13 protein-coding genes are annotated in these 14,725 nt (G+C 72.3%); 7 read left to right on the top strand and 6 right to left on the bottom strand.

All coding sequences use genetic code 11. From position 1 onward, the window contains the following. Nucleotides 1-7: 7 nt before the first annotated feature. Entirely contained in the window at nt 8-1,219 is a 1,212-nt protein-coding gene (locus ACIP4X_RS01980) for a bifunctional adenosylcobinamide kinase/adenosylcobinamide-phosphate guanylyltransferase (protein WP_358731056.1), read from the bottom strand. A gap of 215 nt (nt 1,220-1,434) precedes the next feature. On the opposite strand from ACIP4X_RS01980, the gene ACIP4X_RS01975 reads away from it, so the two are divergent. Continuing rightward, nucleotides 1,435-1,653, top strand: a complete 219-nt coding sequence (locus ACIP4X_RS01975; protein ID WP_358731058.1) for a hypothetical protein — start codon at nt 1,435-1,437, stop codon at nt 1,651-1,653. A 48-nt stretch (nt 1,654-1,701) separates the two neighbouring features. Here ACIP4X_RS01975 and ACIP4X_RS01970 read toward each other — a convergent pair whose 3' ends face one another. The 3 genes from ACIP4X_RS01970 to ACIP4X_RS01960 all read right to left on the bottom strand — a co-directional run bounded on the left by ACIP4X_RS01970 (nt 1,702) and on the right by ACIP4X_RS01960 (nt 4,302). Next, nucleotides 1,702-2,817 (bottom strand): trypsin-like peptidase domain-containing protein, encoded by a 1,116-nt coding sequence (locus tag ACIP4X_RS01970; protein ID WP_401346197.1) that lies wholly within the window; start codon nt 2,815-2,817, stop codon nt 1,702-1,704. 91 nt (nt 2,818-2,908) lie between these two features. After that, nucleotides 2,909-3,619, bottom strand: a complete 711-nt coding sequence (locus ACIP4X_RS01965) for a methyltransferase domain-containing protein (protein WP_391453438.1) — start codon at nt 3,617-3,619, stop codon at nt 2,909-2,911. 83 nt (nt 3,620-3,702) lie between these two features. Beyond that, a complete protein-coding gene (locus ACIP4X_RS01960; RefSeq protein WP_358731063.1) occupies nt 3,703-4,302 on the bottom strand; it encodes a DUF3043 domain-containing protein in 600 nt (199 codons plus the stop codon). 296 nt (nt 4,303-4,598) lie between these two features. Between ACIP4X_RS01960 and ACIP4X_RS01955 the strand changes: the two genes are divergently transcribed. The 5 genes from ACIP4X_RS01955 to ACIP4X_RS01935 all read left to right on the top strand — a co-directional run bounded on the left by ACIP4X_RS01955 (nt 4,599) and on the right by ACIP4X_RS01935 (nt 11,318). Continuing rightward, the gene (locus ACIP4X_RS01955) at nt 4,599-5,414 is read left to right on the top strand and encodes a PspA/IM30 family protein (protein ID WP_358731065.1); all 816 of its coding nucleotides are present in this window, start codon (nt 4,599-4,601) and stop codon (nt 5,412-5,414) included. Nucleotides 5,415-5,468: 54 nt separating this feature from the next. Further along, nucleotides 5,469-5,747, top strand: a complete 279-nt coding sequence (locus ACIP4X_RS01950; RefSeq protein ID WP_100572286.1) for a hypothetical protein — start codon at nt 5,469-5,471, stop codon at nt 5,745-5,747. Nucleotides 5,748-6,107: 360 nt separating this feature from the next. Then, the gene (locus tag ACIP4X_RS01945) at nt 6,108-7,328 is read left to right on the top strand and encodes a sensor histidine kinase (RefSeq protein WP_401346193.1); all 1,221 of its coding nucleotides are present in this window, start codon (nt 6,108-6,110) and stop codon (nt 7,326-7,328) included. Next, nucleotides 7,325-8,008 carry a response regulator transcription factor gene (locus tag ACIP4X_RS01940; RefSeq protein ID WP_358731068.1) on the top strand — a complete coding sequence of 228 codons (684 nt, stop codon included), beginning with the start codon at nt 7,325-7,327 and terminating at the stop codon, nt 8,006-8,008. The genes ACIP4X_RS01945 and ACIP4X_RS01940 overlap by 4 nt, the downstream gene beginning before the upstream one ends. Before the next feature lie 202 nt (nt 8,009-8,210). Beyond that, complete coding sequence (locus ACIP4X_RS01935; protein WP_401346190.1) at nt 8,211-11,318, top strand: efflux RND transporter permease subunit; 3,108 nt, start codon at nt 8,211-8,213, stop codon at nt 11,316-11,318. A gap of 95 nt (nt 11,319-11,413) precedes the next feature. Here the strand turns inward: ACIP4X_RS01935 and nadA are convergent, their stop codons facing one another. Continuing rightward, nucleotides 11,414-12,607, bottom strand: coding sequence for a quinolinate synthase NadA (gene nadA, locus ACIP4X_RS01930; RefSeq protein WP_358731072.1), 1,194 nt, complete (start codon nt 12,605-12,607; stop codon nt 11,414-11,416). A 242-nt stretch (nt 12,608-12,849) separates the two neighbouring features. On the opposite strand from nadA, the gene erpA reads away from it, so the two are divergent. Continuing rightward, nucleotides 12,850-13,206 (top strand): iron-sulfur cluster insertion protein ErpA, encoded by a 357-nt coding sequence (gene erpA / locus ACIP4X_RS01925; protein ID WP_100572291.1) that lies wholly within the window; start codon nt 12,850-12,852, stop codon nt 13,204-13,206. A 64-nt stretch (nt 13,207-13,270) separates the two neighbouring features. Here the strand turns inward: erpA and ACIP4X_RS01920 are convergent, their stop codons facing one another. Then, nucleotides 13,271-14,698 carry a hypothetical protein gene (locus tag ACIP4X_RS01920; protein ID WP_401346186.1) on the bottom strand — a complete coding sequence of 476 codons (1,428 nt, stop codon included), beginning with the start codon at nt 14,696-14,698 and terminating at the stop codon, nt 13,271-13,273. Between the last annotated feature and the right edge of the window lie 27 nt (nt 14,699-14,725).

Genomic DNA, 14,725 nt, shown 5'->3' with positions numbered 1-14,725 from the left:
GACCGGGTCAGCCGCGCAGCACCAGCGCCTGGCCGGCCACGACAAGCAGGACGTGTTCGCATTCCGCGGCGAACGCGGCGTTCAGGCGGCCGAGTTCGTCGCGGTAGCGGCGGCCGGAGGCGGTGGCGGGGACGATGCCGGAGCCGACCTCGTTGGAGACCGCCACCACGGTGCGCCGGGTGGTGCGCAGGGCGCCGGTCAGGGCGGTCACCCGTTCGCGCAGGGCGCGTTCGCCGCCGCCCGCCCACTCGGCGTCGTCCCAGGCGCCGACGGAGTCCATCGCGTCCGTCAGCCACAGGGACAGACAGTCGACGAGCAGCGGCGGGCCGTCCTGCGCGAGCAGCGGCACGAGGTCGCACGTCTCGGTCGTGCGCCACGAACCCGGGCGCCGCTCCCGGTGCGCCGCCACCCGGTCCGCCCACTCGGTGTCCCCGCCGCGGGTGCCGCCGGTGGCCACGTACAGCACATCGGGGAAGGTCTCCAGCCGCCGTTCGGCCTCCACCGACTTGCCCGAACGCGCTCCGCCGAGCACCAGGGTGCGCCGGGGCACGTCAGGGACGTCCGACTCATGCCCGTATGCCCCGACGGTCAGCGTCGCACCGTCCGGCACGGCCCGTGCCCCCGCCGCCGCGAGCCGCCGGCGCAGCTCGGCACCCGGCGGCACGTCGTGGTCGAGGTGGACCGCGACGACGTCCGCGGCCGGACCCACCGCGCCGACCGACCGCAGCCTGGCCAACGCGTCGGGGCGGCCCAGCACGTCCGCCAGGACCATGTCGTACGTCTCGGCGGAGTCCTCCTCCAGACCGGCCGGCGCGCCGCCCGGCGGCAGGTACAGCAACCGCCGGCCGTCCGGCCCGGTCACCGCGTACCCGGTGCCCGGGGTGTCCAGTGCCACCGCCCGCACCCGGTGCCCGCTCGGCAGCGTCAGCTCCCGCCCGTCCGGCACCCGCCCCGGCTGCGGCAGCCCGGCCGGCACCTCGACCGCCGGACCGTCGTGCGGGTGCGACAGCAGCACGTGCCCCACACCGCCCAGCGAACACCCCGCCCGCGCCGCCGCGAACGCCGCGCCGGGGGTCAGGTCCAGCAGCAGCACCCCGTCCACGAGCAGCGCGGTCGCCGCCCGCGCGTCCGCGCCGAACGCGGTCGCGCAGGCCGCGCAGGGACAGTGGGGGCGGGGCAGTCCCGCGGGGGCACCGGTGCCGAGCAGAGTCACGTCCACGGACCCGATTTTCGCCTGCCGCCACCGGTCCCGCGCATCCGGCCGGGCCCTGTCCTGCGGCGGGCGCGCATGCCGGACCCCGTGCCCGGGGCATGATCCGCCACACAGGCGGGAAGCTCGCGAGAGGCCTCAGTGCCCCGGCACTAGGCTGCGGGCAGGGGGCCGGACCGGGTCCGGCCCGTGCTGTGCAGTGTGCTCATACCAGGGAGGCGTACATGGCGGCATGGACGTGGCGGTTCGAGACGGCCGACGGGACGGAGGTCCAGCCCGCGGTGCAGCCCGAGGAGTTCACCACGCAGGGCGACGCCGAGTCCTGGATCGGGGAGAACTGGAAGGAACTGGCCGACGGCGGCGCGGACCAGGTCCGGCTGTTCGAGGACGCCAAGGAGATCTACGGCCCGATGAGCCTGCACGCGGACGAGGCCTCGGCGTAGGAGGCCGGCCGGGTTCCAGGGCGGCCGCCGCCGGACGGCCGCCCCCGCTCACTGCTCACCCAGCGTCACGTCCACCGTCTTCTCGCTGTTGTCGCGCGAGTACGTCACCGTCGTCCGCTGCCCCGGCCGGTCGGCGGCCAGCGCCTCCGACAGCGAGGTGATGGTGGTGATGTTCCTGCCGCCGACCTTGGTGATGATGTCCCCGGACCGGAGGCCCGCACGCGCCGCGGCCCCGCCCGACTTCACGTCCACCACCGCGACCCCGGCGGGCTCGTAGTTCTCGTCGACGACGGTGCGCCCGGTGATGCCCAGCGCGGCCCGGCCGGAGTCGACGACCTTGCCGTACCGCACGATCTGGCCGGCGATCGTCTTCACCGTGGACGCCGGGATCGCGAAGCCGATGCCGGGCGCGGCGCTGCCGCCGAGCTGAGGGTCGGCGGCGGCAAGCGTGGGGATGCCGATGACCTGGCCGTTCAGGTTCACCAGCGCGCCCCCGCTGTTGCCCGGGTTGATCGCGGCCGACGTCTGCACCATGCCGGCGATCGTGGCCCCCGTGCCGCTGTCGCTCTGCCCCTCGCTGACGGTGCGCCCGGTCGCCGACACGATCCCCTGGGTCACGCTCGACGACAGCCCGAGCGGTGAGCCCATGGCCAGGACGATCTGCCCGACCTCGACCTTCCCCGACTCGCCGAACGTGGCCGCCTTCAGCCCGCGGGGCACCCGGTCCAGCTTGACGACGGCGAGATCCTGGTCCGGGTACGAGGAGACCAGCGTGGCCGTGAGCGACGCCTCGCTGTTCGCCGTGGTCACACGGAACGTCTTCCCGGTGCCGACGACGTGCGCGTTGGTCACGACGTGTCCCTTGTCGTCGTACACGACCCCGGACCCGAGCTGGTCGCCGGACTGGATCTGCACGACCGACGGCAGCGCCTGCTTGATCACCCGCATGTAGTCGCTCTGCAGATCGTTCGCCGCGGTCGGAGCGGCAGGCCGCCGGACACCGGCGGGGTCAGGCCCACCGGAGGCGTCCCGCGACCCGCTGGCCGCCGCCTGCGGGTCGGCCGCCGGGTGACACCCGGACAGCACCGCGGCACAGCAGGCGAGCACGGCGACCGACCGCGAAGCACGGGTACCGGCACGGGCACGCACAGGAAAGGCATCCATGCCCCGAGTCTCTCCACGCCCCGCACCCCCGGCTCCCGGTACACACCCGAACGGGCGGCGAGCACGGGCGGCCGGCGCAGGGCCCGGACCGTCAGCCGCGTACCCCGCACAGATGCAGCAGCGCCGCCACCGCGCGGTAGGGATCCGTGCGGCCGGCTCGTTCCTCCGCCGCCAGGAGGGTGTCCAGCGTCTCGGTGTCGGCCGGCGGCTCCGCGTCGTCCGCCGCCGTGTCCGTGAAGACCCGTACGCCGTACCAGGTGCGCAGCGGCGCCCCGATCCCGGCGAGGGTCGCCGTCAGGTGGGCGAGGCGGTCCGCCCGCACCTCGAGCCCGAGCCGGTTGCGGTACGCCGTCGTGTCGAACGCCGACAGCGCCGTCGGCCACTCGCCGGACAGCCCCGGGCGCAACGCCAGCGCGTCGCCGTTGCGCACCAGCAGCGACAGCAGGCCGCCCGGCGCGAGCATCCGGGCCAGCCCCGCGAGCAGCGGGTCCGGCTCCTCGACGTACATCAGCACCCCATGGCACAGCACCACGTCGAAACTGCCCGGCAGGAAGTGCACGCCGGTGTCCTGGCCGTCACCCTCGACGATCCGCATCCGCGCGCGGATGCCCTCCGGCTCGGCGGCCAGCGCGGCACGCGCCACGGAGATCATCGTCTGGTCCCGTTCGAGACCGGTGACCTGGTGCCCGGCCCGGGCCAGCCGCAGCGCCTGCGTGCCCTGGCCCATCCCCACGTCGAGCACCCGCAGCCGCTGCCCGACCGGGTACCGCCCGGCTATCTGCTCGTCGAGCTGCCGGGCCACCAGTTCCTGTCGTACGACGTCACGCAGCCCACCCAGTTTGTTCAGCCAGGCGTCCGCGGCACCCTCGGAGAAAGCGGTCGCGCTCAGGGCCGCTCCCCGCGCTTGACCTGCGGCTTGGGCAGCCGGAGCCGGCGCATCTGGAGGGAGCGCATCAGGGCGTAGGCGACCGCGCCGCGCTTGTTCTGGTCCGGGTAGCGCTCGCTCAGGCGCTTCTTCAGCCGGAAGGCGCTGACCGCCGAGTCCAGCACGATCAGGGCGATCACCACGAGCCACAGCAGCAGCGCGATGTTCTGCAGCGCGGGCACCCGGACCATGCTCAGCACCAGGATGACCACGGCCATCGGCAGGAAGAACTCCGCGATGTTGAACCGCGAGTCGACGAAGTCCCGCGCGAACCTGCGCACCGGGCCCTTGTCGCGGGCCGGGAGATAGCGCTCGTCGCCGCTGGCCAGCGCCTGGCGCTGCCGCTCCAACTGGACTCGGCGCTCCTCGCGCTGCCGCTTCGCGGCATCCTTGCGCGTCATCGGCGTGTTGGCGACACTGCGGCGCTGGGAACGCGCCTCACTCCGCTTGGGCGTGGGGCGGCCCTTGGGGGCCTGCGGGTCGCGGGACTGCTTGGAGAAGCTCACCGGTGCCTTGTCGGCGACCGGGGCCTTCTCTTCCTTGGCACGGCTACGGAACACAAAACCCAAGGGTAAGGGCTTGACCCGCATGGACCCCAGTCCCGCGGGGAACGATCCGGCAACACCGATCGTCTGTAGGGGGACAGAGGGGACGTCGCGGCCACCGTCGCGCGTCGGTCAGGGGGGCGACCTCCTCCCTGCGCCGGAGCGGACGCGGACGCAGTCGTCCTTGGGGATGACCGTATCCGCTCCCGAACAGTGCGGTAATGGTCACAGGGCCCGTACTGTGGGTTCTGTCGCAGAGCTGTGAGCTGGAGTCCGTCAGAAGGGGGCGCGCGAAGCCCATGAGCGGTGTCATGAAGCGTATGGGGATGATCTTCCGCGCGAAGGCGAACAAGGCCCTTGACCGGGCCGAGGACCCGCGCGAGACCCTCGATTACTCGTACCAGAAGCAGTTGGAGCTGCTCCAGAAGGTGCGGCGCGGTGTCGCCGACGTGGCGACCAGCCGCAAGCGCCTGGAGCTCCAGCTGAACCAGCTGCAGCAGCAGTCCGGCAAGCTGGAGGACCAGGGCCGCAAGGCGCTCGCGCTGGGCCGTGAGGACCTGGCCCGTGAGGCGCTCTCGCGCCGTGCCGCGCTCCAGCAGCAGGTGACGGACCTCGAGACGCAGCACGCCACGCTCCAGGGCGAGGAGGAGAAGCTCACCCTGGCGGCCCAGCGCCTGCAGGCCAAGGTCGACGCCTTCCGTACGAAGAAGGAGACCATCAAGGCGACCTACACGGCGGCCCAGGCGCAGACCCGGATCGGCGAGGCGTTCTCGGGCATCTCCGAGGAGATGGGCGACGTCGGCCTGGCCATCCAGCGGGCCGAGGACAAGACCGCGCAGCTCCAGGCCCGGGCCGGCGCGATCGACGAGCTGCTCGCCTCCGGCGCCCTGGACGACCCGTCCGGGCTGGCCAAGGACGACATCCAGACCGAGCTGGACCGGCTCTCCGGTGGTACGGATGTGGAGCTGGAGCTTCAGCGCATGAAGGCGGAGCTGGCTGGGGGTACCTCCCAGGCCATTGGCTCTGGGGGAGGTTCGTCCGGGGACCGGCAGGCGATCGAGGGCGGCGCGGGCGAGGGCCGGAACCAGCAGCAGCCGCAGGACACCCCCCGCTTCGACAAGCAGTAGCCGCGTCGAGGCAGCCACGTCACCGACAGCCGGGGCCACGCCGAGGAGGGCGACATGATCGTACGGATCATGGGAGAGGGACAGGTGAGGCTGGCCGACGGCCACCTCGCCGACCTGAACAAGCTGGACGACGAACTCCTGGCCGAGATGGAGAAGGGCGACGGCCCCGGCTTCCGTCGCACCCTCGCGGCCCTGCTGTCCAGGGTCCGCGAACTGGGCGAGCCCGTGCCGGACGACTCCCTGGAGCCGTCCGACCTGATCCTCCCCTCCGCGGACGCCACCTTGGAGGAGGTCCGAGACCTACTGAGCGACGACGGCCTCATCCCCGGGTGAGGCCCCGGTGGGCGCGGGGTGACGAGCGACGCCCCGTCCGGGGAGCACGCCATCCCCCGGACAGGGCCCGCGGCAGGCCCCACACGGGCGCGGGCTGCCACCGTCTCCGCGCCAGCCACCGCGGTATCCGCGCCGGGTCCCGTTGCGGCACACGCCGGACGCTGCCGTCGCCGGGTTCTGCCGTGGCCCGCGTCAGGCACCGCCGTCCGTCCGGGATTTCGCCGTGGCCCTGCGCCGGGACGCTGCCTTGCCGGCGCCGGGTTCCGCCATGGCCCCGCGCCGGGACGCTGCCTTCCCCGTCCCGAGCGCCCCGGACGCACCCGTCCCCGCGCCGCGTGTCACCCCGTACCGTAGGCAGGCGTGACCACCCTCGATCGTGCTCGGTGCCGGATGAAGGCGCACCCGCTCGCGCTGGACGCGGCCCTCGCGGCCGGGGTCCTCGTGTGCATGGTGGTCGGCTCCTTCGTGGGCCCGCGCGGCGACCACGTCGTCAGCTGGGGCGTGCGCAGGCCGGACCTGCTCAGCATGTTCCTCATGGTCCTCGGCGCCGCCGCCCTCGTCCTGCGCCGCCGCGCCCCCCGCACCGTCCTCGCCGCCACCGGCACCATGTCCGTGATCGAGTTCGTCACCGGGGACCCGCGCGCCCCCGTCGCCATGTCCGCCGTGGTCGCCCTCTTCACCGTCGCGGCCGCCACCGACCGCCTCACCGCACTGCGCCTGGGCCTGGCCACCATGACCGTGCTGACCGGCGCCGCCATGCTCGCCGGGCCGATGCCCTGGTACGCGCAGGAGAACCTGGCGATCTTCGCCTGGACCGGGATGGCCGCCGCCGGCGGTGACGCCGTCCGCAGCCGCCGCGCCTTCGTGCACGCCATCAGGGAGCGCGCCGAGCGCGCCGAGCGCACCCGTGAGGAGGAGGCCCGCCGCCGCGTTGCCGAGGAACGCCTGCGCATCGCCCGCGACCTGCACGACGTCGTCGCCCACCACATCGCCCTGGTCAATGTGCAGGCCGGGGTCGCCGCCCACGTCATGGACAAGCGGCCCGACCAGGCCAAGGAGGCCCTCGGCCACGTCAGGCAGGCCAGCCGCTCCGCGCTCGACGAACTGCGCGCCACCGTGGGCCTGCTCCGGCAGTCCGGCGACCCGGAGGCCCCCACGGAACCGGCTCCCGGCCTGGACCGTCTCGACGAGCTCGTCGGCACCTTCCGCAACGCCGGACTGCACGTCGAGGTCGCCTGCGCCGACCACGGCACCACCCTGCCGGCCGCCGTGGACCTGGCCGCGTTCCGGGTCATCCAGGAGGCCCTCACCAATGTGCACAAGCACGCGGGCATCCAGGCGAAGGCCGAGGTCAGCGTCGTACGCGTCGGACCGCACATCGAGATCACGGTCCTGGACGACGGGGCCGGCCGGACCGCGGGCACGCAGACGGGCGGCGGACACGGGCTGCTGGGCATGCGCGAGCGGGTCACCGCCCTGGTCGGCACCCTCACCACCGGCCCCCGCTACGGCGGCGGCTTCCGCGTCCATGCGATCCTGCCGGTCGAGACCCGCACGCGCGCCCCGGGGGACCCCGTATGACGATCCGTGTCCTGCTCGCCGACGACCAGGCGCTGCTGCGCAGTGCCTTCCGGGTGCTCGTCGACTCCGAGCCGGACATGGAGGTGGTGGGGGAGGCGTCCGACGGCGCGGAGGCCGTACGGCTCGCCAAGGAGCAGCGGGCCGACGTGGTGCTCATGGACATCCGGATGCCCGGCACCGACGGCCTCGCGGCGACCCGCATGATCAGCGCCGACCCCTCCCTCGCCCAGGTGCACGTGGTCATCCTGACCACCTTCGAGGTGGACGACTACGTGGTGCGGTCGCTGCGCGCGGGCGCCAGCGGCTTCCTCGGCAAGGGCAGTGAACCCGAGGAGCTGCTGAGCGCCATCCGGATCGCGGCGCAGGGGGACGCGCTGCTGTCCCCGGTGGCCACCAAGGGCCTGATCGCCCGCTTCCTCGCCCAGGGCGACGCGTCGGACGACGGCCGCGACCGGGCCCGCCCCACCCGGCTGGACGCGCTGACCGTGCGGGAGCGCGAGGTACTCGTGCAGGTCGCCGGCGGCTGCTCCAACGACGAGATCGCCGAGCGGCTCGAGGTCAGCCCGCTGACCGTGAAGACCCACGTCAACCGGGCCATGGCCAAGCTCGGCGCCCGCGACCGGGCCCAACTCGTCGTCATCGCCTACGAGTCCGGACTGGTCCGTCCCAGGTCGCAGTGAGCGGCCCCCGCGGCCGCACCCGGCCCGGTACGTCCAGGGGTGGAGCGCCGCGCATCCCGCGTACTGCGCAGGGAGTAGGAGGCGCCGCGGAAATGGACCAGGGGGCTACGGATCCGCGTCCGGGCGTGCCCGAAGGTGTAGGGGTGGCGCTCCCTGTGTGCGCCCGTGCCGCCCGCCGCTCACAGAATAGAGACCCTGACCCATGTCCTGGCTGTCCAGATTCAGCCTCGCGCAACGGGCCCTGATCGGACTGATGTCGATCGTCGCGCTCGTCTTCGGGGCGATCGCGATACCCCAGCTCAAGCAGCAGCTCCTGCCCACCATCGAGCTTCCCGTCGTGTCCGTGCTGGCGCCCTACCAGGGCGCGTCCCCGGACGTCGTGGAGAAGCAGGTCGTCGAGCCCCTCGAGAACAGCCTGAAGGGCGTCGACGGCATCACCGGCGTCACCTCCACGGCCAGCGAGGGCAACGCCGTGCTCATGGCGTCCTTCGACTACGGCAACAACACCAAGCAGCTCGTCGCCGACGTCCAGCAGGCCGTCAACCGGGCCCGCGCCCAGCTTCCGGGCGACGTCGAGCCGCAGGTGGTGGCCGGTTCCACCGACGACATGCCCACCGTCGTCCTCGCCGTCACCTCCGACAAGGACCAGCAGGCCCTGGCCGACCAGCTCGGCAGGACGGTCGTACCGGAGCTGAAGAACATCGACGGCGTGGGCCAGGTCACCGTCGACGGCGCACGGGACCTCCAGGTCACCGTCACCCCCGACGACAAGAAGCTCGCCGCGGCCGGCCTCAGCTCCGCCGCTCTGAGCCAGGCCCTCCAGGCGGGCGGCGCCACCCTTCCGGCCGGTTCCTTCGACGAGAACGGCGCCAACCGCACCGTCCAGGTCGGCGGCGGCTTCACCTCGCTGAAGCAGATCCAGGACCTGATGGTGGCCGGCGAGGGCGCGGGCGCGAAGAAGCCGGTGCGGCTCGGCGACGTCGCCACCGTCGAGCAGGAGCCGGCCAAGGCCGACTCCATCACCCGTACGAACGGCAGGCCCAGCCTCTCCGTGGTCGTCACCATGGACCACGACGGCAGCGCGGTCGCCATCTCGAACGCCGTCGAGGACAAGCTGCCCGCCCTGCGCGACGCGCTCGGCTCCGGGGCGAAGATCACCGTGGTCAGCGACCAGGGCCCGGCCGTGGCCAAGGCCATCGACGGCCTGACCACCGAGGGCGCGCTCGGCCTGCTCTTCGCGGTCCTGGTCATCCTGGTCTTCCTGGCCTCGGTCCGCTCCACGCTCGTGACGGCGGTGTCGATCCCGCTCTCCGTGGTCCTCGCGCTGATCGTGCTGTGGACCCGCGACCTGTCGCTGAACATGCTGACGCTGGGCGCCCTGACCATCGCCATCGGCCGGGTCGTCGACGACTCGATCGTGGTCCTGGAGAACATCAAGCGCCACCTCGGCTACGGTGAGGAGCGCCGCGAGGCCATCCTCACCGCGGTGCGCGAGGTGGCCGGCGCGGTGACCTCCTCCACGCTCACCACGGTCGCCGTGTTCCTGCCGATCGGCCTGGTCGGCGGCATGGTGGGCGAGCTGTTCGGCCCGTTCAGCCTCACCGTCACCGCGGCCCTGCTGGCCTCGCTGCTGGTGTCGCTGACCGTCGTGCCGGTGCTGTCGTACTGGTTCCTGCGCGCCCCGAAGGGCACGCCGGCCCAGGCCGAGGAGGCGCGCCGCCAGGCCGAGGAGAAGGAGGCCGCCAGCCGTCTCCAGCGCCTCTACGTCCCGGTCCTGCGCTTCGCCACCCGGCGGCGGCTGACCAGCGTGCTGATCGCGGTCGTCGTCCTGTTCGTCACCTTCGGCATGACCCCCCTGCTGAAGACGAACTTCTTCGACGCCGGCGACCAGAAGGTCCTCAGCATCAAGCAGCAGCTGAAGCCGGGCACCAGCCTGGCGGCGACGGACGCCGCGGCCCGCAAGGTCGAGCACGAGCTCGCCAAGGTCGACGGGGTGAAGGACTACCAGGTCACGATCGGCTCCTCCGGCTTCATGGCGGCCTTCGGCGGCGGCACGGACACCAACCGCGCCTCCTACCAGGTGATGATCGAGGACTCCGCGTCCGCCGACGACGTGCGTACCCGTATCGAGGACCGCCTGCACAAGCTGTCCGGCATCGGCACCACCACGGTCGCGGCCGGCAGCGGCTTCGGCGACCAGGACCTGAAGGTGGTCGTCAAGGCGGGTGACTCCGACGCGCTGCGTCAGGCCGCCGAGCAGGTCCGCACGGCGGTCGCCGGGCTGAAGGACGTCACCGACGTCACCAGCGACCTGTCGCAGAGCGTGCCGCGCATCTCGGTGCGGGCCAACGACAAGGCGGCGGCGGCCGGCTTCACCGACCAGAGCCTCGGCATGGCCGTCACCCAGGCGGTCAAGGGCACCAACGCGGCCAAGGCGATGCTGGACGACACCGAGCGGAACGTCGTCATCCGGTCGGCGAAGCCGGCGACGACCCTGGACGAGCTGAAGAACCTGCGGCTCGGCCCGGTGAAGCTCGGCGACATCGCGACCGTGAAGCTGGTCGACGGACCGGTGTCGATGACCCGGATCGACGGTCAGCGGGCCGCCACGATCACGGCCAAGCCGACCGGTGACAACACCGGCGCGGTCAGCGCGGACCTCCAGTCCAAGATCGACGCGCTGAAGCTGCCCGCGGGCGCGACGGCCGAGATCGGGGGCGTCACCTCCGACCAGAGCGACGCCTTCAAGAACCTGGGCCTGGCCATGCTGGCGGCGATCGCGATCGTCTTCATGCTGCTGGTCGCGACCTTCCGCTCGCTGGCCCAGCCGCTGATCCTGCTGGTCTCCGTCCCGTTCGCGGCCACCGGCGCGCTCGGTCTGCTGATCCTCACGGGCACGCCCATGGGCGTCCCGGCGATGATCGGCATGCTGATGCTGATCGGCATCGTGGTGACCAACGCGATCGTGCTGATCGACCTCGTCAACCAGTACCGCGAGCAGGGCTACGGAATCGTCGAGGCCGTGGTGGAAGGCGGTCGCCACCGTCTGCGCCCGATCCTCATGACGGCCCTGGCCACGATCTTCGCCCTGCTCCCGATGGCCCTGGGCATCACCGGCGAGGGCGGCTTCATCGCCCAGCCGCTGGCCGTGGTCGTGATCGGCGGCCTGATCACCTCCACCCTGCTGACCCTGCTCCTGGTCCCGACGCTCTACGCCATGCTGGAACTCCGCAAGGAGCGCCGGGCGAAGAAGCGCGCGGCGAAGCGGGCCACGGCGGAGGAGAAGGCGCTGGAGACCGCCGGCGTGTAAGCGCACACGGCGCGAGCAACGGCGAAGGCCCGGTCCACCCCACTGGTGGACCGGGCCTTTCCCGTCTCGCGACCGCGGTGCGGTGGCCGGAGCGGCTACGGCAGCGCCAGCATGCGTTCCAGGGCGAGCTTGGCGTGGCCTTCCGTCTCCTTGTCGACCTGGATGCGGTTGACCAGGTTGCCCTCGGCGAGGGACTCCAGGGCCCAGACCAGGTGGGGCAGGTCGATGCGGTTCATCGTGGAGCAGAAGCAGACCGTCTTGTCGAGGAAGACGATCTCCTTGTCCTCGGAGGCGTAACGGTTCGCCAGTCTGCGTACCAGGTTCAGCTCCGTGCCGATGGCCCACTTGGAGCCGGCCGGCGCGGCGTCGAGCTTGTTGATGATGTACTCGGTCGACCCGACGTAGTCCGCCGCGGCCACGACCTCGTGCCTGCACTCGGGGTGCACCAGCACGTTCACGCCGGGGATCCGCTCGCGGACGTCGTTCACCGAGTCCAGGCTGAAGCGGCCGTGCACCGAGCAGTGGCCCCGCCACAGGATCATCTTCGCCGCCCGCAGCTCCTCGGCGGTCAGGCCGCCGTTCGGCTTGTGCGGGTTGTAGACGACGCAGTCGTCCAGCGACATGCCCATGTCCCGTACGGCCGTGTTCCGGCCCAGGTGCTGGTCGGGCAGGAACAGGACCTTCTCGCCGTGCTGGAAGGCCCACTCCAGCGCCCGCTCGGCGTTCGACGACGTGCAGATCGTGCCGCCGTGCTTGCCCGTGAAGGCCTTGATGTCGGCGGAGGAGTTCATGTACGACACCGGGACGACCTGGTCGGCGATCCCGGCCTCGGTGAGCACGTCCCAGCACTCGGCGACCTGCTCGGCCGTGGCCATGTCGGCCATGGAGCAGCCGGCCGCCAGGTCCGGCAGGACCACCTTCTGCTCGTCGGACGTCAGGATGTCCGCGGACTCGGCCATGAAGTGCACACCGCAGAACACGATGTACTCGGCCTCCGGGCGCGCGGCCGCATCCCGGGCCAGCTTGAAGGAGTCGCCCGTGACGTCGGCGAACTGGATGACCTCGTCGCGCTGGTAGTGGTGGCCGAGCACGAAGACCTTGCTGCCGAGCTTCTCCTTGGCCGCACGGGCCCGGGCCACCAGGTCCGGGTCGGACGGGGCGGGCAGGTCACCGGGGCACTCGACGCCGCGCTCGCTCTTCGGGTCGGCCTCGCGGCCGAGGAGAAGGAGGGCGAGCGGGGTCGGCTGGACGTCGAGGTCCTGGGTCTGGGCGGTGGTCACGACACGCACCCTTTCTACTTTTCGTCGAACTGACGCTATCTATCATAGCTGCTTCACGTCACTTTGACGACGGTCATAGTGTCCATGTGACGTGAATCCCGGCATCAGGTCCGCATTCCCACTCGTGTGCGAGCATGAAGGGGACGAGCCTGGAGAAGACAGAAAGCACGCGCCCGGCCCGGAATGATTCCGCGGCCTTGCCGGTTGCACTCGTCGGCAAGCAGTCTCCGTACAACCCGGGAGAGATGTAGATGTCCGTATCGGACGAGACCACCACCGTCACCGACGGCATCATCCTGACCGACGCCGCCGCGTCCAAGGTCAAGGCCCTGCTCGACCAGGAAGGCCGTGACGATCTCGCCCTGCGCGTCGCCGTCCAGCCCGGCGGCTGCTCCGGCCTGCGCTACCAGCTCTTCTTCGACGAGCGTTCCCTCGACGGCGACGTGGAGAAGGACTTCGACGGGGTCAAGGTCGTCACCGACCGGATGAGCGCCCCCTACCTGGGCGGCGCCACCATCGACTTCGTGGACACCATCGAGAAGCAGGGCTTCACGATCGACAACCCGAACGCGACCGGTTCCTGCGCCTGCGGCGACTCCTTCAGCTGATCCGCGCACGGTAGGACACGGAAGGCGGCGGACCCGTTCGGGTCCGCCGCCTTCTTTCTCTCCGTCAGCGGGCGAGCGGGGGCGACTGCGGCAGCCGCGCTCCCGGTCGCTCCAGGGGGATCGCCTGCCCGTCCGGGCCGACCACCTCGCGGTCGCCGAGCGGCCGGTCCAGGTGGACGGTGCGGTGGTACTCCTCGGCGATCATGATGCAGACCGTGTCGGGCCACGTGGTCTCGGTCACCGTGACCGTCACCCGGCCGGAGTTCTCCCGCGCCGACGCCCGGTAGTCGGAGCACACCCCGCCCTCGAAGCGGACGGTCAGCTCCTCGCCCTCGGTGCGGTAGCCCGTCACCTTCACGTCGTGCGTGACCGGGGCGCCGTCCGAGCCCCTCGGCGCCGGACTCGTCTGCCGCGGCTGCCCGGAGGCGGTCGGGGCCGTGGTCGAGGTCAGGTACTCCGGGTCGACGGCCGGGTACGCCACCGTGGAGCCGGCGTCCTGCCCGGCGGGCGCCTTCACCTCGAACAGCCAGGACGGGACGAGGGTCTGCCGCCCCCCGGAGGAGTGCGCGGCCAGACCGAAGACGACCTTGCCGATGGTGACGGCGTTGTCCGGGGCGGGGGTGGGGTCCGCCTCCCCGCACGGTGCCTCCAGGCGGTCCTTGTGCGGTACGGGAGTGGCGCAGCCGCCGATACCCATGCGGTGGCCGGGCCGCGGGGCCCTGTTCATCAGGTCCAGCGTCTCGCGCGCGCTCAGCACGGGGTAGCTGTCGCCCTTCACCGGCGCCTTGAGCTGACCGCTGCCGCCGGCCACCTCGCCCTGCCGGTCGATGTTCAGGCCGGTCGCCCAGCCGTACGTGGGCAGCCCGCCGATGCGCGGATCGGCGTTGACGATCCGGAGGTCACCCATGGTCTGGGTCGCGTCCGCCTTGGCGTCGTCCTGTCCCAGGGCCTTGAGCACCGGGGCCGCCGCCTTCAGTGCCGTCGCCGTGTTCACCGGTACGGCGGACGGGTCCGCGGGGCGCTGCATGCACAGGGCGCCCTCGCAGTCGTCGGAGCCCGGCGCGCTCCGGCTGAACGTCCAGGCGCCCGGTGCCTTCCGCTCGACGCGGAGGACCGGACCGGAACCGTCCTTCGCGGACCCGACCCGCCAGGCCTGACCGTCGGCCACCGGTGTCCCGTCGACGCCGAGCGCCTCGGCGAGCCGGGCCACCTCGTCGCGGGTGACCTCGCCCCGCGCCCGGTACACCGGCGCCGAGCCGGGCCCGTCGGGCAGCGGGCCGGCGACCCGGTAGGTCGTGCCGTACGGGTTGGGCTCACCGGGCGCGATCCCGTTCGTGCCGCCGGAGCCGGGGGCGGTGTAGCCGTCGAGGACGAGCGGCCGCGGCGTGCCGTCTGCACCGGGCGTGGTCGTCCGCCCCCCGGGATCCGCGGCGAGCACGGCCCCGCCCCCACCGACCAGCAACACGGCGGCGGCCACCGAAGCAATCACCACGGGCGACCGCCCCCACCTCCCCCCGTC

Source organism: Streptomyces sp. NPDC088817, assembly GCF_044750345.1.
In the GTDB taxonomy this organism is placed as follows: Bacteria; Actinomycetota; Actinomycetes; order Streptomycetales; family Streptomycetaceae; genus Streptomyces.
This window is presented reverse-complemented; position numbering and strand designations above follow the sequence as displayed.

Bases quoted from the DNA above. Each gene is read 5' to 3' on its own strand.
- ACIP4X_RS01950 (WP_100572286.1), top strand. From the start codon at position 5,469: ATGATCGTACGGATCATGGGAGAGGGACAGGTGAGGCTGGCCGACGGC.
- ACIP4X_RS01955 (WP_358731065.1), top strand. From the start codon at position 4,599: ATGAAGCGTATGGGGATGATCTTCCGCGCGAAGGCGAACAAGGCCCTT.
- ACIP4X_RS01935 (WP_401346190.1), top strand. From the start codon at position 8,211: ATGTCCTGGCTGTCCAGATTCAGCCTCGCGCAACGGGCCCTGATCGGA.
- ACIP4X_RS01970 (WP_401346197.1), bottom strand. From the start codon at position 2,817: ATGGATGCCTTTCCTGTGCGTGCCCGTGCCGGTACCCGTGCTTCGCGG.
- ACIP4X_RS01940 (WP_358731068.1), top strand. From the start codon at position 7,325: ATGACGATCCGTGTCCTGCTCGCCGACGACCAGGCGCTGCTGCGCAGT.
- erpA (WP_100572291.1), top strand. From the start codon at position 12,850: ATGTCCGTATCGGACGAGACCACCACCGTCACCGACGGCATCATCCTG.
- ACIP4X_RS01975 (WP_358731058.1), top strand. From the start codon at position 1,435: ATGGCGGCATGGACGTGGCGGTTCGAGACGGCCGACGGGACGGAGGTC.